The sequence below is a fragment of the Streptomyces sp. MJM8645 genome, from assembly GCF_001625365.1.
GTDB lineage: Bacteria > Actinomycetota > Actinomycetes > Streptomycetales > Streptomycetaceae > Kitasatospora.
The window spans coordinates 4,433,818-4,455,837 of sequence record NZ_LJJF01000001.1; the positions used below are offsets into that span (position 1 = coordinate 4,433,818).

A 22,020-nucleotide genomic window follows, 5' to 3' on the forward strand; every position below is an offset into this window, starting at 1 on the left:
GAGTGGGTGCGGGGGTGGGTGGGGCCGTTCAGCGTGATTGTGGTGGTGTCCCGGGTGTGCGTACGGCGCGCCGGGGGTTCTTCGCAAGAGCTGGTCGTCTTCCCAACCGGCGCCCGCCGGGACAGCGGCCCACCCATCCCCGCCACCGCCCCCCGCCATGAGCTCTCCCGCGGTGCGTCAAGGGCCCGTCAATGGTTCCTGGGGTGGCGTCAGGAACGCGTAGAGGTCGGGGGAAGGGCAGGGGTGCGGCCCGCAGGATCGGAGGAACTACCGATCGCGGAGGTTCCGTCCGATGTCCAGCGCCATCACCACCCCGGCCGTCACGGCTGAACCCGAGCCGCCGGACGCCGGTGCGGGCGACGAGCGGCACCGGTTGAGTGCGCTGGGCGGTCTGGCGGCGCTGTCGTTGGACGCGATGGCCTCGGTCGCGTACGGGCCGGAGTCGATCGTGCTGGTGCTGGCCGCGGCCGGGGCGTACGGGCTGGGCTTCACGCTGCCGGTGACGGTGGCGATCGCGGTGCTGCTGGGTGTGCTGGTGGCGTCGTACCGGCAGGTGATCGCGGCGTTCCCGGACGGCGGCGGCGCGTACGCGGTGGCGAAGGAGCACCTGGGCCGACGGACGGCGCTGACGGCGGCCGCCTCGCTGGTGATCGACTACATCCTGAACGTGGCGGTCTCGGTGACGGCGGGGGTGGCGGCGCTGACTTCGGCGGTGCCGAGCCTGTACGACGACCGGGTCTGGCTGTGCCTGGGCGTGCTGGCCCTGGTGACGGCGGTGAACCTGCGCGGGATCGCCGAGTCGGCGCGCTGGTTCATGGCACCGACGGCCGTCTTCGTGGTGTCGATCCTGGCGATCATCGTGGTCGGCTTGTTCCGGGACGGCCCGGCGAGCACCGAGGCCGCCGCGGGCCACGCCTCGACGCTGGCCGAGAACGCCACGACCGTCGGTGCGCTGCTGCTGCTCAAGGCGTTCGCGGCCGGGTGCTCGGCGCTGACCGGGGTGGAGGCGGTGGCGAACGCCGTCCCGTCGTTCCGGACCCCGCGGGTGAGGCGGGCGCAGCACACCGAGGTGGCGCTCGGCGCCCTGCTCGGCGTGATGCTGATCGGGCTGGCCGTGCTGATCGGCCGTTTCCACCTCCAGCCGGTGGAGGGCGTCACGGTGCTGGCCCAGCTCGCCGACGCCTCGCTCGGCCACGGCGCTGCGTTCTACGTCGTCCAGTTCGCCACCGTGGTGCTGCTCGGGCTGGCCGCGAACACCTCTTTCGGCGGGCTGCCGGTGCTGCTGCACCTGCTCGCCCGGGACAACCACCTGCCGCACGTGTTCGCGCTGCGGGCCGACCGCCAGGTGCACCGGCACGGGGTGCTGTTCCTCGCCCTGGTGTCGGCGGCGCTGCTGGTCGGCTCAGGCGGGGACGTGAACAGCCTGGTGCCGCTGTTCTCGATCGGCGTGTTCGTCGGGTTCACGATCTGTCAGGTCGGCATGGTCCGGCACTGGTCCCTGCACCGGCCGGCCGGCTGGGTGTGGAAGGCCGCGCTGAACGGGTTCGGCGCGCTGCTCACCGGGGTCGCGACGGTGGTGGTGACCGGCACCAAGTTCACCGAGGGCGCCTGGGGCATCGTGGTGGCGCTGCCGCTGCTGGTGGTGCTGTTCGAGGCGGTGCACCGCAGCTACGGGCTGATCGGCGAGCGGCTGGAACTGGGCCGGGTGCCGGGCGCGGTGACCCGCCAGCGCAGCCTGGTCGTCGTGCCGGTGACGGCCATCACCCGACTGACCCGGGACGGCCTGTCGGCGGCGCTGTCGCTCGGCGACGAGGTCCTGGCGGTGACGGTGGTGCACGAGCAGTCCGAGGCGGAGGCGCTGCGGCGGGACTGGGAGCTGTGGCAGCCGGGCGTGCCGCTGGTGGAGATCCCGGAGGACCGCCGCCGGCTGGGCCAGCCGATCGCCGCGTTCGTGAACCGGCTCGGCGAGGAGCACGCCTACGACCGGCTGACGGTGCTGATCCCGGAGGTGGAGCCGGCCCGCTGGTGGCAGCGGGCGCTGCAGAACCGGCGTGGCGCCGTGATCGACCGCGCGCTGCGCCGGCACACGGACGCGGTGGTCTGCCGGCTGCGGATGCGGATGTGACCCGGGCCGGTGCAGCCGAGGTGTCGGGCGGCCTGGCGGGGCTTCCGGGGAGGCGCCCCGGTGGGCGTCCACACCCTGGACGCCCGATAACAACCTGGCATCTTGACGCGGTCTTAACGGGGCACTCTTGACGCCCTCGATACGCCCGGCGCCCACCCACCCGCAGCGGCTCTGACCTGCGGGAAGGCCTTTGATCTGGTGGGCACCGGGCGATCTCCACAACGAATTCCGTTGCGTTTTCCCGACCTAACCTCACATTTGTGTTCAACGTGCCCCAGGCGCTCAAGCGCCTCGTCATCGGCCGGGCCATGCGCAGCGAGGAGCTCGGCGAGACGCTGCTGCCCAAGCGGCTGGCGCTGCCGATCTTCGCCTCCGACCCGCTCTCCTCGGTCGCCTACGCGACCCAGGAGATCCTGCTGGTGCTCACCGTCGGTGGCGCCGCCTTCCTCTACCTGACCCCGTGGGTCGCGGCCGGTGTGGTCGCGCTGATGGCGGTCGTGGTGATGTCCTACCGCCAGGTGGTGCACGCCTACCCGAGCGGCGGCGGCTCGTACGAGGTGGTGTCCCGCAACCTCGGCGCCAACTCCGGTCTGGTGGTGGCCGCCTCGCTGCTGGTCGACTACGTGATGACGGTCGCGGTGTCGGTGGCCTCCGGGGTGGACAACATCATCTCGGCGGTGCCGTCGTTGGCCGGTCACCGGGTCTGGCTGGCGCTGGGTTTCGTGCTGCTGCTGATGGCGGTGAACCTGCGCGGCGTCCGGGAGTCCGGCAAGGCCTTCGCCGCGCCGACGTACCTGTTCATCGGCGGCATCCTGCTGATGGTGGTCACCGGGCTGGTCCGGGTCGCGCTCGGCGACGCGCCGGTGGCGTCCAGCGCCTCGTACGGGATCCTCCCGGAGGAGGGCAAGGACACGGTGGCCGGCCTCGGCCTGCTGATGCTGGGCCTGCGGGCGTTCGCCTCCGGCTGTACGGCGCTGACCGGGGTGGAGGCGATCTCCAACGGCGTCCCGGCGTTCCGGGCGCCGAAGGCGAGGAACGCCGCGCGCACCATGGCCGTGATGGGCACCACGGCCGTGGTGATGTTCGCCGGCATCACCGCCCTCGCGCTGATCGCCAAGGTGCACATCACCGAGGGCGGCGCCTGCCGGCTGACCGGCTTCCCCGGCGACTGCGCGAGTACGCCCCAGCAGACCGTGATCGCCCAGCTCGCGGCGGCGATCTTCGGCGGCGACCACAGCGTGCTGTTCTACGCGATCCAGGCGGTCACCGCGCTGGTGCTGATCCTGGCCGCCAACACCGCCTTCAACGGCTTCCCGCTGCTGGCGTCGATCCTGGCCGAGCACCGCTACCTGCCCCGGCAGATGCACACCCGCGGGGACCGGCTGGCCTTCTCCAACGGCATCATCGCGCTCGCGGTGGTGGCCGGCGGGCTGCTCTGGCTGTACGACGCGAACGTCACCAGCCTGATCCACCTGTACATCCTGGGCGTCTTCACCTCCTTCACGCTGTCCCAGATCGGCATGGTCCGGCACTGGAACCGGGCGCTGGCCACCGAGACCGACCCGGTGGTGCGCCGCTCGGCGCTGCGCTCCCGGGTGATCAACGCCTTCGGCGCGGTCGTCACCGCGCTGGTGCTGGTGATCGTGCTGCTCACCAAGTTCACCCAGGGCGCCTGGCTGGCCGTGGTCGCCGCGCTGGTGCTGTGGCTGATGATGCGCGGCATCCGCCGGCACTACGACGGCGTCGCCGCCGAGCTGGCGGTGGACGACCCGGAGGCCGAGTCGGCGCGGCCCGCCCGGGTGCACGGGATCGTGCTGGTGTCCAAGCTGCACAAGCCGACGCTGCGGGCGCTCGGCTACGCGGAGGCGTTCCGGCCGGACTCGCTGGAGGCGCTGACGGTGGCGGTGGAGCCGGAGGCCACCGGGGAGTTGGAGCGGCAGTGGACGGAGGCCGGCGTCCGGGTGCCGCTGAAGGTACTGGACTCGCCGTACCGGGAGATCACCAAGCCGGTGCTGGCGTACGTGCGGGAGTACCGCCGGGACAGCCCCCGGGAGGCGGTCGCCGTGTTCATCCCGGAGTACGTGGTCGGCCGCTGGTGGGAGCACCTGCTGCACAACCAGTCGGCGCTGTGGCTGAAGAGCCGGCTGCTGTTCACGGCGGGCGTGATGGTGATCAGCGTGCCGTGGCAGCTGACCTCCTCCGGGCGCGCGGGCGGCCCGTCGCGCCGGGCGCCCGGCGCGGTGCGCCGGGGCGAGCCGGCCCCGGGGAGCGGGTACGAGCGGCTCCCGGCGCCGGAGAAGGTCTGACCGGAGCAGTAGCCGCCCCCCCCGGGCCCCCGCCGGCCGGCCCGCACGAAGCCCGCAGGAGTCCGCACCCCTACCCGCACCCCCATCCGTACGGAAGCCCCGGAATCCCGGGGCTTCCGGCGTTCCGGCGCCGGGCCGATCACGGCCTGATGACGACGGTCACGGCCCGGTGAAGCGGGCGTCAAGGTCGCGTCAACGTCCCGCAGTCACCCGTATGGAGGGCGTCAGGGAGCCATAACGCGCCTCTGACGGCTGCTTTGCTGCATCTGCCGGTCGTCCGCCGGCGCCGCGCGAAGCCCCCGGCCCGCCCGCGGCAGTCTCCCGAACCGCTCTGGTGGAGCCCATGTCCGATCTCATCTACGTCGGTGTCACGGTCGCCGTGTTCGCCGTCATCGCCCTGATCGCGCGGGGGGTGGAGAAGCTGTGAGCGCGGAGAACATCGCAGGTCTGATCGTGGCCGTCGCGCTCGTCGGCTATCTCGTCGTGGCGCTGATCTTCCCGGAGAAGTTCTGACATGGGATCCACTCTCGCGGGCTGGCTGCAGGCCCTGGCCCTGGTCGGGGCACTGGCCCTGTGCTACCGCCCCCTTGGCGACTACATCGCCAAGCTCCTCACCACCACCAAGCACCTCAGAGTCGAGCGCGGCATCTACAAGGTGATCGGCGTCGACGGCGACGCCGATCAGCGCTGGCCGGTGTACCTCCGCTCGGTGCTGGCCTTCTCGGCCGTCTCCGTCCTCTTCCTCTACGGCCTGATCCGCCTCCAGGGCTACCTGCTGCTGAACCTGGGTGTTCCGCAGATGGAGGGCCACCAGGCCTGGAACACCGCGATCTCGTTCGTCGCGAACACCAACTGGCAGTCCTACGCCGGTGAGTCCGCGATGGGCCACCTGGCGCAGATGGCGGGCCTGGCGGTGCAGAACTTCGTCTCCGCGGCCGTCGGCATCGCCGTCGTCGGCGCGCTGATCCGGGGCTTCACCCGCAACCGGACCGACCGGGTCGGCAACTTCTGGGTGGACCTCACCCGGATCAACCTGCGCCTGCTGCTGCCGATCTCGATCGTCTTCGCCCTGGTCCTGGCCGCCTCCGGCGTGATCCAGAACTTCCACGGCTTCCACGAGGTGGCCACGCTCGGCGGCGAGGTGCAGAAGATCCCGGGCGGCCCGGTGGCCTCCCAGGAGGTCATCAAGCTGCTCGGCACCAACGGCGGCGGCTTCTTCAACGCCAACTCCGCGCACCCGTTCGAGAACCCGACCGGCTTCTCCAACCTGGTCGAGATCTTCCTGATCCTGCTGATCCCGTTCGCGCTGCCGCGGGCCTTCGGCCGGATGGTGGGGGACAACCGCCAGGGCTACGCGATCCTCGCCGTGATGGGCCTGTTCTGGGTCGCCTCGACCGCCCTGCTCACCTTCGCCGAGTCGCAGCACCAGGGCACCGCCCTGCAGGCCGCGGGCGCCGCGATGGAGGGCAAGGAGCAGCGTTTCGGCATCGCCGCCTCCGGCCTGTTCGCCGCCTCGACCACGCTGACCTCGACCGGCGCGGTGAACTCCTTCCATGACTCGTACACGCCGTTCGGCGGCGGGTTGACGGTCTTCAACATGATGCTGGGCGAGATCGCGCCCGGCGGTGTGGGATCGGGCCTGTACGGCATGCTCGTGCTGGCGATCGTCGCGGTGTTCGTCGCCGGCCTGATGGTCGGCCGCACCCCCGAGTACCTGGGCAAGAAGCTCGGCGGCCGGGAGATGAAGTTCGCCTCGCTGTACATCCTCACCACGCCGACCCTGGTGCTGGTCGGCACGGGCCTGGCGATGGCCCTGCCGGGGGAGCGGGCCGGGATGCTCAACTCGGGCGCCCACGGCTTCTCCGAGGTGCTGTACGCCTTCACCTCGGCCGCCAACAACAACGGCTCGGCCTTCGGCGGCATCACCGTCAACACCGACTGGTACGACACGGCGCTCGGCCTGGCGATGATCTTCGGCCGCCTCCTGCCGATCGTCTTCGTCCTGGCGCTGTCCGGTTCGCTCGCCCAGCAGCAGCCGGTCCCGGCCACCCCGGGCACCCTGCCCACCCACAAGCCGCTGTTCGTGGGCCTGCTGTCAGGCGTCATCCTGATCGTCGTCGGCCTCACCTACTTCCCGGCCCTGGCTCTCGGGCCGATCGCGGAAGGTCTCTCCTGATGTCCACCCCTACGCTCAACCCCGCACCGGCCGACAAGGCCGAGCCCGCCGCGCAGCACAGAGTGGCCAGCGGCCTGCTCGACCCGAAGCTGATCGTCGCGTCCCTGCCGGACGCGGTGAAGAAGCTCGACCCCCGGGTGATGGTCAAGAACCCGGTCATGTTCGTGGTCGAGGTCGGCTCGGTGGTCACCACCGTCTCCGCGATCGCCAGCCCGTCCGTGTTCGCCTGGTCCATCACCGTCTGGCTCTGGCTCACCACGATCTTCGCCAACCTGGCCGAGGCCGTCGCCGAGGGCCGCGGCAAGGCCCAGGCCGACACCCTGCGCAAGACCAAGACCGAGAGCGTCGCCCGCCGGCTCACCGACTGGCCCGCCACGCAGGCCGAGGAGGAGGTGCCGGGCACCGCGCTGCGGCTCGGCGACCACGTGGTGGTCGAGGCCGGGCAGATCATCCCCGGCGACGGCGACGTCGTCGAGGGCGTCGCGAGCGTCGACGAGTCGGCGATCACCGGCGAGTCCGCGCCGGTCATCCGCGAGTCCGGCGGTGACCGCTCGGCGGTGACCGGCGGCACCAAGGTGCTGTCCGACCGGATCGTGGTGAAGATCGCCTCGGAGCCCGGCAAGTCGTTCATCGACCGGATGATCGCCCTGGTCGAGGGCGCCGCCCGGCAGAAGACGCCGAACGAGATCGCGCTGAACATCCTGCTCGCCTCGCTGACCATCGTCTTCCTGGTCGCCGTGGTGACCCTGCAGCCGATGGCCACCTACGCGGGCGCCCCGCAGTCGATGATCGTCCTGGTCGCCCTGATCGTGGCGCTCATCCCGACCACCATCGGCGCGCTGCTCTCCGCGATCGGCATCGCCGGCATGGACCGGCTGGTGCAGCGCAACGTGCTGGCGATGTCCGGCCGGGCCGTCGAGGCGGCCGGCGACGTCAACACCCTGCTGCTGGACAAGACCGGCACCATCACCCTGGGCAACCGCCAGGCCGCCGAGTTCCTGCCCGCCCCGGGCGTGTCCACCGAGGAACTGGCCAGCGCCGCTCAGCTGTCCTCCCTCGCGGACGAGACCCCGGAGGGCCGCTCGATCGTGGTCCTCGCCAAGACCGAGTACGGCCTGCGGGCCCGCGCCCAGGGCGAGCTGACGCACGCCACCTGGGTCCCGTTCACCGCCCAGACCCGGATGTCCGGCGTCGACCTGGACGAGGCCGAGGCGGTCCACCAGGTCCGCAAGGGCGCGGCCGGCGCGGTCACCAACTGGGTGACCGAGAACGGCGGTTCGGTCGGCAACGAGGTCTCCGCCCTGGTCGACGGGATCTCCGCGGCCGGCGGCACCCCGCTGGTGGTGGCGACCAAGGTCGGCGCCAAGCCGGCCCGCGTCCTCGGGGTCATCCACCTCAAGGACGTGGTCAAGGAGGGCATGCGGGAGCGCTTCGACGAGCTCCGCCGGATGGGCATCAAGACCATCATGATCACGGGCGACAACCCGCTGACCGCCAAGGCGATCGCGGAGGAGGCGGGCGTGGACGACTTCCTCGCCGAGGCCACCCCCGAGGACAAGATGGCGCTGATCAAGAAGGAGCAGGAGGGCGGCAAGCTGGTCGCGATGACCGGCGACGGCACCAACGACGCCCCCGCGCTCGCCCAGGCCGACGTCGGCGTGGCCATGAACACCGGGACCATGGCGGCCAAGGAGGCCGGCAACATGGTCGACCTGGACTCCAACCCGACCAAGCTGATCGAGATCGTCGAGATCGGCAAGCAGCTGCTGATCACCCGTGGCGCGCTGACCACCTTCTCGATCGCCAACGACGTGGCCAAGTACTTCGCGATCATCCCCGCGATGTTCGCCGGGGTCTACCCGGGCCTGAGCCACCTCAACATCATGGGCCTGCACAGCCCGCAGTCCGCGATCACCTCGGCGATCATCTTCAACGCCCTGGTCATCATCGGCCTGATCCCGCTCGCCCTGCGCGGCGTGCGCTACCGCCCGTCCGACGCCAGCTCCCTGCTGCGCCGCAACATCGGGGTCTACGGCTTCGGCGGTCTGGTGGTGCCGTTCGTCGGCATCAAGCTGATCGACCTGATCGTCCAGTTCATCCCCGGCCTGAGCTGAGAGAGGAGAATCCGATGTCCAAGCCCCTGCCGACGACCGTCCGCACCCACTTCACCGCACTGCGGGCGCTGCTGGTGCTCACCGCGATCCTCGGGATCGCCTACCCGCTGCTGGTCACCGGGATCAGCCAGGTCGCCTTCACCGAGAAGGCCAACGGCTCGCTCGTGAAGTCCGACGGCAAGGAGGTCGGTTCCAGCCTGATCGGCCAGAACTTCAACCTCCCGAAGAAGAACCCCGACGACCCGAAGGAGGAGGCGCAGCCGGACCCGAAGTGGTTCCAGCCCCGCCCCTCCGCGGCCGGGACCGGCTACGACTCGTCCTCGTCCGGCGCCTCCAACCTCGGCCCGAACAGTGACGACCTGCTGAAGGCCGTCAACGACCGCCGCGCCGCCGCCGCCGAGTTCGACGGCGTCGCCCCGGAGAGCGTCCCGGCCGACGCGCTGACCGCCTCCGGCTCCGGCCTCGACCCGTACATCTCGGTCGCCTACGCCGAGGAGCAGGTGAACCGGGTCGCCAAGACCCGGAACCTGTCGGCGGAGGCGGTGCGCAAGCTGGTCGAGAAGTACACCGAAGGCCGCTCGCTCGGCTTCCTCGGACAGGAGGGCGTCAACGTCCTCCTGCTGAACCGGGCCCTCGCGGAACAGAAGTGACCGGCCGAACAGAGATGGCCAGCGGAACAGAAGTGACAGGTCAACGGCTGGATCCGTGAAACAGGCCGACCCGGGCCGGGGCACCACCCCCGCGCCCGGGTCGGCCGCCGTACGTCCCGACCCCGGCCCGAGGACGCCCTGGCGGCAGCCCTCGCAGGAACGAAAGAGCAGTGCCCATGGCCCGCGACCTCACCCCCGGCACCGGCATCCGCAAGGGCCGGCTGAGGGTGTACCTCGGTTCCGCCCCGGGGGTCGGCAAGACCTACCGGATGCTGGACGAGGCCCGGCGCAGACAGGAGCGCGGGGCCGACGTCGCGGTCGGGTACATCGAGTGCCACGGCCGCCGCCACACCGAGGGCATGCTGGACGGCCTGGAGGTCCTGCCGCGTGTCCAACGCTCCTACCGCGACGCCGAGTTCGACGAGATGGACCTCGACGCGGTGCTCACCCGCCGCCCGTCCGTCGTGCTGGTCGACGAACTGGCGCACACCAACATCCCCGGCGGCCGCCACGCCAAGCGCTGGCAGGACGTCGAGGAACTGCTGGCCGCCGGGATCGACGTCATCACCACCGTCAACATCCAGCACCTGGAATCGCTGAACGACGTCGTCCAGAAGATCACCGGCATCCCGCAGCGCGAGACCGTCCCGGACGAGGTGGTCCGCCGGGCCGACCAGATCGAACTCGTCGACATGGCCCCGCAGGCGCTGCGCCGCCGGATGGCCCACGGCAACGTCTACAGGGCGGAGAAGGTGGACGCCGCGCTCTCCAACTACTTCCGGGTCGGCAACCTCACCGCCCTGCGCGAACTCGCCCTGCTCTGGGTGGCCGGGCGGGTCGACGAGGGCCTGCGCGACTACCGGGCCAGCCACAACATCGACCGGGTCTGGGAGACCCGCGAACGCGTCGTGGTCGCCCTCACCGGCGGCCCCGAGGGCGAGACCCTGATCCGCCGCGCCGCCCGGATCGCCGACCGCACCGCCGGCGGCGACCTGCTGGCCGTCCACGTCACCCGCAGCGACGGCCTGGCCGGCGCCTCCTCCGGCGCGCTCGCCCAGCAGCGCCAGCTGGTCGAGACCCTCGGCGGCAGCTACCACGTGGTGGTCGGCGACGACATCCCCACCGCGCTGCTCACCTTCGCCCGCGCCCACGACGCCACCCAGCTGGTGCTCGGCACCAGCCGCCGCGGCCGGATCAACCGCTTCCTCACCGGCCCCGGTATCGGCGAGACCACCGTGGACGACTCCGAGGACATCGACGTCCACATGGTCACCCACGAGTTCACCGGCCGCGGCCGGCTGCCCTCGCTCGGCCGCCGCCACTCCAAGCGCCGCACCATCGCCGGCTACGCCGCCGGCCTCGTGGTGCCCTGGCTGCTGACCGCGATCCTGTCCCAGGCGCACGAGAGCATCAACCTGACCACCGATGCGCTGATCTTCCAGCTCGGCGTGGTCATCGTCGCCCTGCTCGGCGGCGCCATCTCCGCCCTGCTGGCCTCGGTCAGTGCCTCGCTGCTGCTCAACTACTACTTCATCCCGCCGATACACGCCCTGACCATCGGCGAGACCAACAACATCGTCGCCCTGGTCGTCTTCGCCTCCGTCGCGCTCGCCGTCGCCACCATCGTCGACCACGCCAGCCGGCTCACCAGTCGCGCCGCCCGTGCCACCGCCGAGGCCGAGACCCTCTCCACCCTGGCCGGCAGCGTGCTGCGCGGCGCCGACGCCCTGTCCGCCCTGATGGAGAAGTCCCGGACGGCCTTCGGCATGCAGGCCGTCGCCCTGCTCTCCCGGGTCGACGACGAGGTGCTCGCCCACTCCGAGGCCGAGCACCAGGACGACGCCGACGGGCAGAGCGAGACCACCGAGGTGCCGGTCGGCGCGGATGCCGTCCTGGTCCTCACCGGCCGCCGGCTGCCGGCCGCCGACCAGCGCGTCCTCACCGCCTTCGCCGCGCACGTCGCCGTCGCGCTGGAACGCGACCGGCTCGCCATGGTCGCCGCCGAGGTCGAGCCGATCAAGGCCGCCGACCGGATGCGCACCGCCCTGCTCGCCGCCGTCAGCCACGACCTGCGCACCCCGCTCGCCGCCGCGCTCGCCTCGGTCGGCTCGCTGCGCAGCCCCGACGTCGAGTTCTCGCCCGAAGACCAGGCCGAACTGCTCGCCACCGCCGACGAGTCGCTGGTCAAACTCACCCGCCTGGTCGACAACCTGCTCGACATGAGCCGCCTCCAGGCCGGCGCGCTCACCCTGCACCTCGCCGAGACCCACCTCGACGAGATCCTGCCCCGGGCGCTCGACAGCCTCCCCGACCCGTACGCCCCGATCCAGCCGCTCGACCTGGACACCGCGCCGCCGGTGCTCGCCGACCCGCCGCTGCTGGAGCGGGTGCTCGCCAACGTGATCACCAACGCGCTGCGCTACAACGCGCCCGGCGCGCCCGTCCTGGTCACCGCCAGCCACCACGCCGACCAGGTCGAGATCCGGGTGATCGACCGCGGCCCCGGCATCGCCCCCGAGGAGCGGGACCGGGTCTTCCTGCCCTTCCAGCGCCTCGGCGACACCGACAACACCACCGGTGTCGGTCTCGGCCTCGCGCTCTCCCGCGGCCTGGCCGAGGCCATGGGCGGCAGCCTGGAGGTCGAGGACACCCCCGGGGGCGGCACCACCATGCTGCTCACCCTGCCCGCCGCCACTCGGGAGGAGCCCGTACATGAGTGGACGAACTGAACGAACCGCCGAAAGCTGCGTGTCCCGCGAAGCGACCGCCGAGCGGAGCGAGGTGGCCGCATGAGCGAGATCCTGATCGTCGACGACGAACCGGCCCTGCTGCGCACGCTGCGGATCAACCTCAGCGCCCGGCAGTACGCCGTGCGGACGGCCGCCAGCGGCGGCGAGGCGCTGGACCGCGCCGCGCACTCCGCCCCGGACGCCGTACTGCTCGACCTCGGCCTGCCGGACCTGGACGGCATGGACGTGCTGCGCGGCCTGCGCACCCGCAGCGCGATGCCGATCATCGTGCTCTCCGGCCGGTCCGGTGCCGCCGACAAGGTGGGCGCCCTCGACGCGGGCGCGGACGACTACCTCACCAAGCCGTTCCTGATGGAGGAACTGCTGGCCCGGCTGCGTGCCGTGCTGCGCCGGCCGGTGGGCGGTGCCCCGCTGGGGCGGCCGGTGATAGGCGACCACACCGTCGACCTGACGGCCACCACGGTGACCGGCCCGCGGGGCCCGGTGCGGCTCACCCCGACCGAGTGGCGGATCCTCGCCCTGCTGGTGGCCAACCCGGGCCGGCTGGTGCCCGGGCGGCAGATCCTGCGGGAGGTGTGGGGGCCGGCCCAGGAGGCGCGCGGCAACTACCTGCGGGTCTACCTGGCCGGGCTGCGCCGCAAGTTGGAGCGTGACCCGGGCCGCCCGCGGCACCTGATCACCGAACCGGGGATCGGGTACCGGTACGAGCCCTGAGCGCCCCCGGCCGCCGCCGCGTCAACGACCCGTCAAGAGCGGGCCGGAGACCGACAGGGGAGCGTCAAGGCAGGCCCGGAGCGGTGTTCCGTGGGCGTAGCGTCAGTGCTGACCGAGCGGGCCCGGCTCCAATGTGGGGGAGGCCCGGGACCGCTCCAGCCGCCGTTGAACGGCGGCCAGCAGGTGGGGGAGGGGCGCGCGACATCCGTCGCGCGCCCCTTGAATTTTCCCGGGGACTGTTCAGCCTCCGCCGGTGCTCCCGGACTGCCGGGGCAGTGCCAGTGCCACGGTGTCCGCGAACTCCCGCACCGCGCTCGTCCGGCTGACCACCCGGCCGCTGTGCACCACCAGTCGGCTGTGGCCGCCCGCGAGCGCCCCGGCCAGGCTGTCCCCGCGCACCGCCAGCAGCTCCGCCGGGAACCCGGCGTCCACCCGGACCGGCGGCAGCCCGAGCGCCGCCCGGGCCTGGTTCGCCACCGCGTCGTACGCCGCCTCCAGGTCCAGCTCCCCGCCCGCCGCCAGCAGGTACGCCGACTCCAGCGGATCCGCCCGGCCGACCGGGTTGGACTGGTCCCGCAGCGCGCCGCTGCCGGCCGCCAGCGGCACCCGGGCCTCCGTCAACTCCCGTAGCAGGCCCGGCCGCAGCCCTGGCACCCGGCCCTCCAGCCCGGTGCAGCCGCCGTTCTGCGGCAGGCAGACCACCCGCACCCCGCCGGCCGCCAGCACCGTGGACGCACCCCGGGTCAGCGCCCCGCACGGCCCGAGCGTCACCCGCGGCCGCAGCGGGGCCAACGCGCTGACCAGCCGCGCGAGTTGGGCCGGATCGCCGGCCGTGGTGTGCAGGTCCACCGGGCAGTCCGCCTCCCGGGCGGCCTCCAGCAGCACCTGGACGTACCCGGCCGGATCCGGGTCCAGCTCCGGGCAGCCGCCGGCCGCGGTGGCGCCCAGTTTGAGCGCGTCGCGCAGTTGCGCCCGGCCGTCGGCGCCGGCCCGGCCGGTGAGCAGCCGGGGCATCGCCACCGCCTGGAGTTCGGCCAGGCCGCGCAGCGCCTGCCGGGCGGTGAGCACCGCCTCCAGCCGACGCAGCCCGTGCACGTCGCCGATCCGGACGTGGGTGCGCTGGGCGGTGGCGCCGTAGCCGAGCGAGGCGAGCGCGGCCTCGGTGACCCGCCGGGTGAGGTCGCCGGGGCTCTCCGGCGGCGGGGCGGACAGGGCGGCCGAGAAGGCGGTGTCGTAGTGGGCGTGCGCCTCGGCGGGGGCCGGCAGCAGCAGGTAGCCCTTGAGGTCGATCCGGGCGCCGGTGGTGACGGTGGGGGCGCCGGGCAGGGCGGGAAGCGGGCCGAGGCTGCCGACGGTGCCGACGGCCTGGATCCGGTCCCCGCTGATCCGGACGTCCACCACCCGCCCGTCGGCCAGCCGGGCGCCGGTGAGCAGGAGGACCGGTCCGTGCCCGAGCGGGTTGGCTGTCGGGCCGGAGCCGGAGTGCGGTCCGTCGGCGGCTGCGCTGTCCATCGCAGGCTCCTTCCCGCGCTGGCCCGTCCGGTCGGCCGGACCGTCCTGATCCCGGGTCGTCCTGACGCCCCGGGCCGTCCCCGTCGATGAGGGTCGAGCCTATGGCGCGTGGGGGCGGGGCGCTCGGAGGCGGGCAATAGTCGTATCGGGTCGGGCCGTGCGGCTGGTGGGCCGATCGAACGCGGGGCCTTGGATCGTCCGTCCGTTCACCTCGCCGACCTGCGGTCTTCGCGTCGGGATACGGATTTCACCTCTGGGCGCGGAACGTGTAATCTCTTCCTCGTTCGCCCCTATAGCTCAGTCGGTAGAGCGTCTCCATGGTAAGGAGAAGGTCTGCGGTTCGATTCCGCATGGGGGCTCTGGTGAAAAGCAGTCGGCTTCGGTTGTGCTGCGGATCACTGTGGCGGTGTAGCTCAGTTGGTAGAGCAAGCGGCTCATAATCGCTGTGTCACCGGTTCAAGTCCGGTCACCGCTACCCCGCGTAGTCGGTCGGGAGATCGCACTCCCGGTCGGCTACTCTTGTTGTGTTCTTATTCGTTGTCCCAGGAAGGCACTCCCGTGGCTGCCACCGACGTCCGCCCGAAGATCACGCTGGCCTGCGTGGAGTGCAAGGAGCGGAACTACATCACCAAGAAGAACCGGCGTAACGACCCGGACCGTCTTGAGATGAAGAAGCACTGCCCCCGCTGCAACTCGCACACCGCGCACCGCGAGACCCGCTGACCCTCTCGCAGGGCGTCGGGCCTGTGTGACAGGTCTTGAGCTCCGGGCCGCATCCCTCAGGGGGTGCGGCCCGGAGTTTTTCGCGTATGCACCCATGCGCGCCCCGCCGGCGGCAACGGCCGCCGGATCCACCGTGCTTCCGAGGAGTTGCCCCATGGCACTCGACCCCTCCTTCATCGGGCGGACCTACCCGCCCACCGAGCCGTACGAGGTCGGCCGGGAGAAGATCCGCGAGTTCGCGATCGCGATCGGGGACACCAATCCGGCGTTCACCGATCCGGCGGTGGCGAAGGCGCTGGGCCACCCCGACGTGATCGCCCCGACGACCTTCCCGTTCGTGATCACCTACCAGGCGGCCTCCCAGGTGGTCGAGGACCCGGAGCTGGGCCTGGACTACAGCCGAGTGGTGCACGGGGACCAGAAGTTCTCCTACTCCCGCCCGGTGCTGGCCGGCGACCGGCTGACGGTCGCGGTCACCATCGACAACATCAAGTCGCTGGCGGGCAACGACGTGCTCACCGTGCGTGGCGAGGTGTCGGACGCGATCGGCGAGCACGTGGTGACGTCGATCATGACGCTGGTGGCCCGGGCCGCCGACGAGACGGGGAAGTGAACACGATGGCGATCAGCTACGACGAGGTCGAGGTCGGCACCCAGCTGCCGGCGCAGTCCTTCCCGGTGACCCGCGACACCCTGGTGCGGTACGCGGGCGCCTCCGGCGACTTCAACCCGATCCACTGGAACGAGAAGTTCGCCGTGGAGGTCGGCCTGCCGGACGTCATCGCGCACGGAATGTTCACCATGGCTGCGGCCATTCGGGTGGTCACCGACTGGGTCGGCGACCCGGCCGCGGTGGTCGAGTACGGCGTCCGCTTCACCCGCCCCGTCCCGGTGCCGAACGACGGCGTCGGCGCGGTGGTCGAGGTGTCGGCGAAGGTCGCCAAGCTGCTGGACGACCGCAAGGTGCAGGTCGACCTGCTGGCCACCACCGGCGGGCAGAAGGTGCTCGGGATGTCCAGGGCGGTCGTCCGGCTCGCCTGAAGGCCCCTCGGCCCCAGGTGTGTCCGGCCGCGGCGGGGCCCGTCCGACGGGATTCCCGCCGCGCCCGTCGGCCTTGCGAAGATAGTGATTGGCCACTAACTTTGTCCGCATGGCGAGGGCGAGCATGCGGATGAGTGCGGAGGAGCGGCGCGAGAGCGTCGTTCGCGCCGCAGTGATCGAGTTCGCCAGGAGCGGCTACCGGGGGACGTCCACCGAGGCGATCGCCCGCCGGGTGGGTGTCTCGCAGCCGTACCTGTTCCGGCTGTTCCCCGGCAAGCAGGCGATCTTCACGGCCGCCGCCGAGCGCTGCATCGAGGAGACCTGGAAGGTCTTCGACGAGGCCTCGGTCGGGCTGACCGGGCCGGCGGCCGCCCAAGCGATGTCCGAGGCGTACCTGGGCCTGGTCGCGGACGGCGAGCAGCTCATGATGCAGATGCAGCTCTACGTCTCGGTGTTCGCGGCCCGGACGACCGGCGAGGACGAGATCGGGGAGACCGCCCGCAGGCTCTGGGAGGAGCTGTTCGAGCGGGTCAGGGGCCGGATCGGCGGTGACGTGCAGGGCACCGCGGAGTTCTTCGCGTACGGGATGCTGATCAACACGCTGGTGGCGCTGGGGTACCCCCGGGACCACCGGATCTGGAGCGGCCTGGGCTTCGGGGAGCACGAAGAGCACGGAGAGCGTGGAGAGCGCGGCGAGGGCGGGGAGTAGCGGGCCGCACGGTGGAGTCCGTGCGGCCTTTTTTCGGGCCTCGAAAGTTAGTGATCAATAACTATCTAAGACCCCTGGGGGGAAACCATGACGGAGAGAACGGAAGAACAGGGCCTGGGACGGCTCGGTGTCTGGACGCTGGTGATCACCAGTGTCGCGGGCTTCATGGCCAGCCTGGACAACCTGGTCGTCACCACCGCGCTGCCGTCCATCCGCGAGGACCTCGGCGGCGGGCTGTCCGACCTGGAGTGGACGGTCAGCGCCTACACCCTGTCCTTCGCCGTCCTGCTGATGTTCGGCGCCGCGCTCGGCGACCGGTTCGGCCGCCGCCGGATCTTCCTGGTCGGGCTCACGCTCTTCACCGTCGGCTCCGCCGCGGCCGCCCTCTCGCCGGGCATCGGCGCGCTGATCGCCGCCCGCGCCGTCCAGGGCGCCGGCGCCGCGGTCTCCATGCCGCTCACCCTCACCCTGCTCACCGCCGCGGTGCCGGCGGCCAGGCGGGGTCTGGCCTTCGGCATCTGGGCGGGCGTCAACGGCCTGGCCGTCGCCACCGGACCGCTGGTCGGCGGGACGCTCACCGAGCACTTCTCCTGGCAGTGGATCTTCTGGGTGAACGTCCCGGTCGGCCTCGTCCTGATCCCGCTCGCCGCCCTCAAGCTCCGCGAGAGCCGGGGCGCCAACCCGGCGCTGGACGTGGTCGGCACGATCCTGGTCAGCCTGGGCCTGTTCGGCGTCGTCCTCGGCCTGATCCGCGGCAACCCGAACGGCTGGACCAGCCCGCTGGTGCTCGGCTCCCTGATCGGCGGCGTCGCGCTGCTCACCGCCTTCGTGCTCTACGAGCAGCGCTGGGCCCGGCACCCGATGCTCCCGATGCGGCTGTTCCGCAGCCGGGCCTTCTCCGCCGTCAACGCCTCCGGCCTGCTGATGTTCCTCGGCATGTTCGGCTCGATCTTCCTGATCAGCCAGCACCTGCAGAGCGTGGGCGGCTACAGCCCGCAGGAGGCCGGCATCCGGATGCTCCCGTGGACCGGCATGCCGCTGATCGTCGCCCCGATCGCGGGCATCCTGGCCGACCGCTTCGGCGGCCGCCCGATCGTGGTCACCGGGCTGCTGCTGCAGGGCGCCGGCCTGGCGATGTACGCGGCGGTCACCAGCGGCAGCACCGGCTACGACTACGCCGCCGAGATCCCCGCCGTGGTGATCTGCGGTATCGGCATGTCGCTGTACTTCGCCCCGACCGCCGCCCTGGTGATGGACAGCGTCCGGCCGGAGGAGCAGGGCATCGCCTCCGGCGCCAACAACGCGCTGCGCGAGGTCGGCGGCGCGCTCGGCGTGGCCGTCCTCTCGGCGGTGTTCTCGGCGCAGGGCGGGTACACGTCGGAGCAGTCCTTCATCGACGGGCTGGTGCCCGCGCTGTACGTCGGCGCCGGGGTGGTGGCGGTCGCGGCGGTCTGCGCGTTCTTCCTCCCGCGCCGGGTGAAGCCCGCGGCCGTCGCCGACGAGCCGGCGGCCGTGGAGCCGGAGCAGGCCGGTGCCGAGCAGACCGGTGCCGAGCGGGCCGAGGACGCGGCGCCCGTCCACGCCGAGGCCTCGAAGGCCTGACCGGCCGATCCGGGTACGGGTGCGGGGGCGGCCGGGCGGCCGCCCCCGCACCCGTACGCTGGTGGGCGTGCTGGTAGAAAACGACGCCCCCCTCGCCCCGCTGACCACGCTCCGGCTCGGCGGCCCGGCCCGCCGCCTGGTGACCGCCCACACCGACGACGAGGTGATCGCCGCCGTCCGCGCGGCCGACGAGGCCGGCGAGTCGTTGTTGGTCCTCGGCGGCGGTTCCAACCTGGTGATCGGCGACGCCGGCTTCCCCGGCACCGTGCTGCGGATCGCGACCACCGGCTTCGCCCTGGACGGCACCGTGCTGGAGCTGGCGGCCGGCGAGGTCTGGTCGGAGGCGGTCACCCGCGCGGTGCGCGAGCACGGCCTGGCGGGCGTCGAGTTCCTGGCCGGCATCCCCGGCTCGGCCGGTGCGACCCCGGTGCAGAACGTCGGCGCGTACGGCCAGGAGGTCGCCCAGTCGATCACCGAGGTGGTCGCCTACGACCGCACGGCCAGCGAGGTGGTCACGCTCCCCAACGCCGAGTGCGCGTTCTCCTACCGGCACAGCCGCTTCAAGGCCGAGCCGGACCGCTACGTGGTGCTGCGGGTGCGGTTCGCCCTGGCCGACCACGAGGGGCTCTCCACCCCGGTCAAGTACGCCGAGGTGGCCAGGCACTTCGGTGTCGAGCAGGGCGAGCGGGTGCCGCTGGAGCGGGCGCACGACGCGGTGCTGGGGCTGCGCTCCGGCAAGGGCATGGTGCTGGACCCGGCGGACCACGACACCTGGTCGGCCGGCTCCTTCTTCACCAACCCGGTGCTCACCGTCGCCCAGTACGAGTCCTTCCGGACCCGCCCGGGCACCGAGAACGCCCCCGCCTACCCGGCGCCGGAGGGCTGCACCAAGACCTCGGCCGCCTGGCTGATCGACCGGGCCGGCTTCGGCAAGGGCTACGGCAGCGGCCCGGCGACGCTCTCCACCAAGCACACCCTGGCGCTCACCAACCGCGGCGCGGCCACCGCCGAGGACCTGCTGGCGCTGGCCCGGGAGATCCGGGACGGCGTCCGCGAGGCCTTCGGGGTCGAGCTGGTGAACGAGCCGGTGATGATCGGCGTCAAGCTCTAGGCCTGTTCGGGGTCGGCCTGGTCCACAAGACACGCCTCAGGTGGCGCTGACCAGCCAGGTGTCGATGTCCGCCAGCAACTCCTTGCGGACGGCCTCCGGCGCGCGCGAGCCGCGGACGGACTGCCGTGCCAGCTCGGCGAGTTCGGCGTCGTCGAAGCCGAGGACGTCGCGGGCCAGGTCGTACTGGGCGGCCAGCCGGCTGCCGAACAGCAGCGGGTCGTCCGCGCCCAGGGCCAGCGGCACGCCGGCGTCGAACAGCCGCCGCAGCGGGACGTCCTCGGGGCGCTCGTAGACGCCGAGCGAGACGTTCGAGGAGGGGCAGACCTCGCAGGTGATCTGGCGGTCCGCCAGCCGTTCCATCAGCCGGGGGTCCTCGGCGGCGCGGACGCCGTGGCCGATCCGGCCGGCGCCCAGGTCGTCCAGGCAGTCCCGGACGGATTCGGGCCCGGCCAGCTCGCCGCCGTGCGGGGCGGCCAGCAGCCCGCCCTTGCGGGCGATCTCGAAGGCCCGGTCGAAGTCCCGGGCGAGGCCGCGCCGCTCGTCGTTGGAGAGGCCGAAGCCGACCACGCCCTGGTCGGCGTACCGGACGGCGAGCCGGGCCAGCGTCCGGGCGTCCATCGGGGACTTCATCCGGTTCGCCGCGACCAGCACCCGGATGCCCACCCCGGTGGCCGTGGCGGCGTTCTCCACGGCGTCCAGGATCAGCTCCAGCGCGGGGATCAGCCCGCCCAGCCGGGGCGCGTACGAGGTCGGGTCGACCTGGATCTCCAGCCAGCGGGAGCCGTCCCGCCGCTCGTCCTGGGCGGTCTCCAGGACCAGCCGGCGGATGTCCTCCTCGTCCCGCAGCACCGAGCGGGCGGTGTCGTACAGGCGCTGGAAGCGGAACCAGCCGCGTTCGTCGGTGGCCCGCAGTTGCGGCGGCTCGCCGGAGCTGAGCGCCTCCGGCAGTCGGACGCCGTGCTTGTCGGCCAGCTCCAGCAGGGTGGCGGGCCGCATCGAGCCGGTGAAGTGCAGGTGCAGGTGGGCCTTCGGGAGGTCCCTGACGTCTCGCGGATTCAACAGGCGTTCCATTCGCCGATACTGCCGCATCGGACCCCCAAACGGGAACCGCCCTCCTTCCGTCCCCCGAAGGGGTGAAAGAGGGCGGTACCCGACGTGAAGCGCGGGTGTCAGCGGACGTCAGCGGACGTCAGCGGGCGCCGGCGGGTGTCAGTCGCGGGCCTCGCCGAGCAGCTTCTGCAGCCGGCCGATGCCCTCGGCCAGGTCGGCGTCGCCGAGCGCGTAGGAGAACCGCAGGTAGCCGGGGGTGCCGAAGGCCTCGCCCGGGACGGCCGCGACCTCGGCCTCGTCCAGGATCAGCGAGGCCAGCTCGCCGGAGCTCTGCGGGCGGTGGCCGCGGATCTCCTTGCCCAGCAGGCCCTTGACGGACGGGTACACGTAGAAGGCGCCCTCCGGCTCGGGGCAGTACACGCCCTCGATCTCGTTGAGCATCCGCACGATGGTCTTGCGGCGGCGGTCGAAGGCGGTGCGCATCTCGTGCACCGCGGCCAGGTCGCCGCTGACGGCGGCGATCGCGGCGCGCTGGGCGACGTTGGAGACGTTCGAGGTGGCGTGCGACTGCAGGTTGGTCGCGGCCTTGATGACGTCCTTGGGGCCGATCACCCAGCCCACCCGCCAGCCGGTCATCGCGTAGGTCTTGGCGACGCCGTTGACCACGATGCACTTGTCGGCCAGCTCGGGCAGCAGGGCCGGCAGCGAGGTGAAGGAGGCGTCGCCGTACACCAGGTGCTCGTAGATCTCGTCGGTGAGCACCCAGAGGCCGTGCTCCAGCGCCCAGCGGCCGATCGCCTCGGCCTCGGCCTCGGTGTACACCGCGCCGGTCGGGTTGGACGGCGAGACGAAGAGCACCACCTTGGTGTTCTCGGTGCGGGCGGCCTCCAGCTGCTCGACCGAGACCTTGTAACCGGTGGTCTCGTCGGTCACGACCTCCACCGGGACGCCGCCGGCGAGCTGGACCGACTCCGGGTAGGTGGTCCAGTACGGGGCCGGGACGATGACCTCGTCGCCCGGGTCCAGGATCGCGGCGAACGCCTCGTAGATCGCCTGCTTGCCGCCGTTGGTGACCAGCACCTGGGAGGCGTCCACCTCGTAGCCGGAGTCGCGCAGCGTCTTGGCGGCGATCGCGGACTTCAGCTCGGGCAGGCCACCCGCCGGGGTGTAGCGGTGGTTCTTCGGGTCGCGGCAGGCCTCGACGGCCGCCTCGACGATGTAGTCCGGGGTGGGGAAGTCGGGCTCGCCGGCTCCGAAGCCGATCACCGGACGGCCGGCCGCCTTGAGGGCCTTGGCCTTGGCGTCCACGGCGAGGGTCGCGGACTCGGCGATCGCACCGATCCGGGCGGAGACCCGGCGGTCGGCGGGGCGGATGGAACGGTCGGGCTGCGGGGTGGAAGCGCTCATGCCTGCATCGTCGCAGAACCGGGACGGACC

17 protein-coding genes and 2 tRNA genes are annotated in these 22,020 nt (G+C 72.1%); 16 read left to right on the top strand and 3 right to left on the bottom strand.

What is annotated here, in order from left to right; translation table 11 throughout:
* Positions 1 to 292: 292 nt before the first annotated feature.
* The 8 genes from A6F73_RS19080 (at position 293) to A6F73_RS19115 (ending at position 12,835) form a co-directional block, all read left to right on the top strand.
* A complete protein-coding gene (locus A6F73_RS19080; RefSeq protein ID WP_079135816.1) occupies positions 293 to 2,125 on the top strand; it encodes an APC family permease in 1,833 nt (610 codons plus the stop codon).
* A 308-nt stretch (positions 2,126 to 2,433) separates the two neighbouring features.
* Positions 2,434 to 4,431, top strand: coding sequence for an APC family permease (locus A6F73_RS19085; RefSeq protein WP_107453063.1), 1,998 nt, complete (start codon positions 2,434 to 2,436; stop codon positions 4,429 to 4,431).
* Between the two features lie 423 nt (positions 4,432 to 4,854).
* Entirely contained in the window at positions 4,855 to 4,944 is a 90-nt protein-coding gene (gene kdpF, locus A6F73_RS40465) for a K(+)-transporting ATPase subunit F (protein ID WP_037971201.1), read from the top strand.
* A gap of 1 nt (position 4,945) precedes the next feature.
* Positions 4,946 to 6,607, top strand: a complete 1,662-nt coding sequence (gene kdpA / locus A6F73_RS19095; protein ID WP_063348921.1) for a potassium-transporting ATPase subunit KdpA — start codon at positions 4,946 to 4,948, stop codon at positions 6,605 to 6,607.
* The gene (gene kdpB / locus A6F73_RS19100; protein WP_063348922.1) at positions 6,607 to 8,721 is read left to right on the top strand and encodes a potassium-transporting ATPase subunit KdpB; all 2,115 of its coding nucleotides are present in this window, start codon (positions 6,607 to 6,609) and stop codon (positions 8,719 to 8,721) included. Before kdpA ends, kdpB begins: the two co-directional genes overlap by 1 nt.
* 14 nt (positions 8,722 to 8,735) lie before the next feature.
* The gene (kdpC, locus tag A6F73_RS19105) at positions 8,736 to 9,371 is read left to right on the top strand and encodes a potassium-transporting ATPase subunit KdpC (protein WP_063348923.1); all 636 of its coding nucleotides are present in this window, start codon (positions 8,736 to 8,738) and stop codon (positions 9,369 to 9,371) included.
* 176 nt (positions 9,372 to 9,547) lie between these two features.
* Positions 9,548 to 12,100, top strand: coding sequence for a sensor histidine kinase KdpD (locus A6F73_RS19110; RefSeq protein ID WP_063348924.1), 2,553 nt, complete (start codon positions 9,548 to 9,550; stop codon positions 12,098 to 12,100).
* Positions 12,101 to 12,160: 60 nt separating this feature from the next.
* Positions 12,161 to 12,835, top strand: coding sequence for a response regulator (locus A6F73_RS19115; protein WP_063348925.1), 675 nt, complete (start codon positions 12,161 to 12,163; stop codon positions 12,833 to 12,835).
* A 240-nt stretch (positions 12,836 to 13,075) separates the two neighbouring features.
* Here the strand turns inward: A6F73_RS19115 and A6F73_RS19120 are convergent, their stop codons facing one another.
* Complete coding sequence (locus A6F73_RS19120; protein ID WP_063348926.1) at positions 13,076 to 14,347, bottom strand: hypothetical protein; 1,272 nt, start codon at positions 14,345 to 14,347, stop codon at positions 13,076 to 13,078.
* 286 nt (positions 14,348 to 14,633) lie between these two features.
* Here A6F73_RS19120 and A6F73_RS19125 point away from each other — a divergent pair.
* The 8 genes from A6F73_RS19125 to A6F73_RS19160 all read left to right on the top strand — a co-directional run bounded on the left by A6F73_RS19125 (position 14,634) and on the right by A6F73_RS19160 (position 19,533).
* Positions 14,634 to 14,706, top strand: a tRNA-Thr gene (locus A6F73_RS19125).
* Positions 14,707 to 14,749: 43 nt separating this feature from the next.
* A tRNA-Met gene (locus tag A6F73_RS19130) sits at positions 14,750 to 14,822 on the top strand.
* Between the two features lie 83 nt (positions 14,823 to 14,905).
* A complete protein-coding gene (gene rpmG, locus A6F73_RS19135) occupies positions 14,906 to 15,070 on the top strand; it encodes a 50S ribosomal protein L33 (RefSeq protein ID WP_006604855.1) in 165 nt (54 codons plus the stop codon).
* 154 nt (positions 15,071 to 15,224) lie between these two features.
* Positions 15,225 to 15,683 carry a MaoC family dehydratase N-terminal domain-containing protein gene (locus A6F73_RS19140; protein ID WP_063348927.1) on the top strand — a complete coding sequence of 153 codons (459 nt, stop codon included), beginning with the start codon at positions 15,225 to 15,227 and terminating at the stop codon, positions 15,681 to 15,683.
* Between the two features lie 5 nt (positions 15,684 to 15,688).
* The gene (locus A6F73_RS19145; protein WP_063351327.1) at positions 15,689 to 16,111 is read left to right on the top strand and encodes a MaoC family dehydratase; all 423 of its coding nucleotides are present in this window, start codon (positions 15,689 to 15,691) and stop codon (positions 16,109 to 16,111) included.
* Between the two features lie 109 nt (positions 16,112 to 16,220).
* Complete coding sequence (locus A6F73_RS19150) at positions 16,221 to 16,820, top strand: TetR/AcrR family transcriptional regulator (protein WP_244293439.1); 600 nt, start codon at positions 16,221 to 16,223, stop codon at positions 16,818 to 16,820.
* Positions 16,821 to 16,907: 87 nt separating this feature from the next.
* Entirely contained in the window at positions 16,908 to 18,422 is a 1,515-nt protein-coding gene (locus tag A6F73_RS19155; protein WP_063348928.1) for an MFS transporter, read from the top strand.
* Positions 18,423 to 18,489: 67 nt separating this feature from the next.
* Complete coding sequence (locus A6F73_RS19160; protein WP_063351329.1) at positions 18,490 to 19,533, top strand: UDP-N-acetylmuramate dehydrogenase; 1,044 nt, start codon at positions 18,490 to 18,492, stop codon at positions 19,531 to 19,533.
* A gap of 36 nt (positions 19,534 to 19,569) precedes the next feature.
* Here A6F73_RS19160 and A6F73_RS19165 read toward each other — a convergent pair whose 3' ends face one another.
* Together A6F73_RS19165 and A6F73_RS19170 are read right to left on the bottom strand one after the other, a co-directional pair.
* A complete protein-coding gene (locus A6F73_RS19165) occupies positions 19,570 to 20,604 on the bottom strand; it encodes an adenosine deaminase (protein WP_063351330.1) in 1,035 nt (344 codons plus the stop codon).
* 138 nt (positions 20,605 to 20,742) lie between these two features.
* Positions 20,743 to 21,990, bottom strand: coding sequence for a pyridoxal phosphate-dependent aminotransferase (locus tag A6F73_RS19170; RefSeq protein ID WP_063348929.1), 1,248 nt, complete (start codon positions 21,988 to 21,990; stop codon positions 20,743 to 20,745).
* Positions 21,991 to 22,020 lie beyond the last annotated feature (30 nt).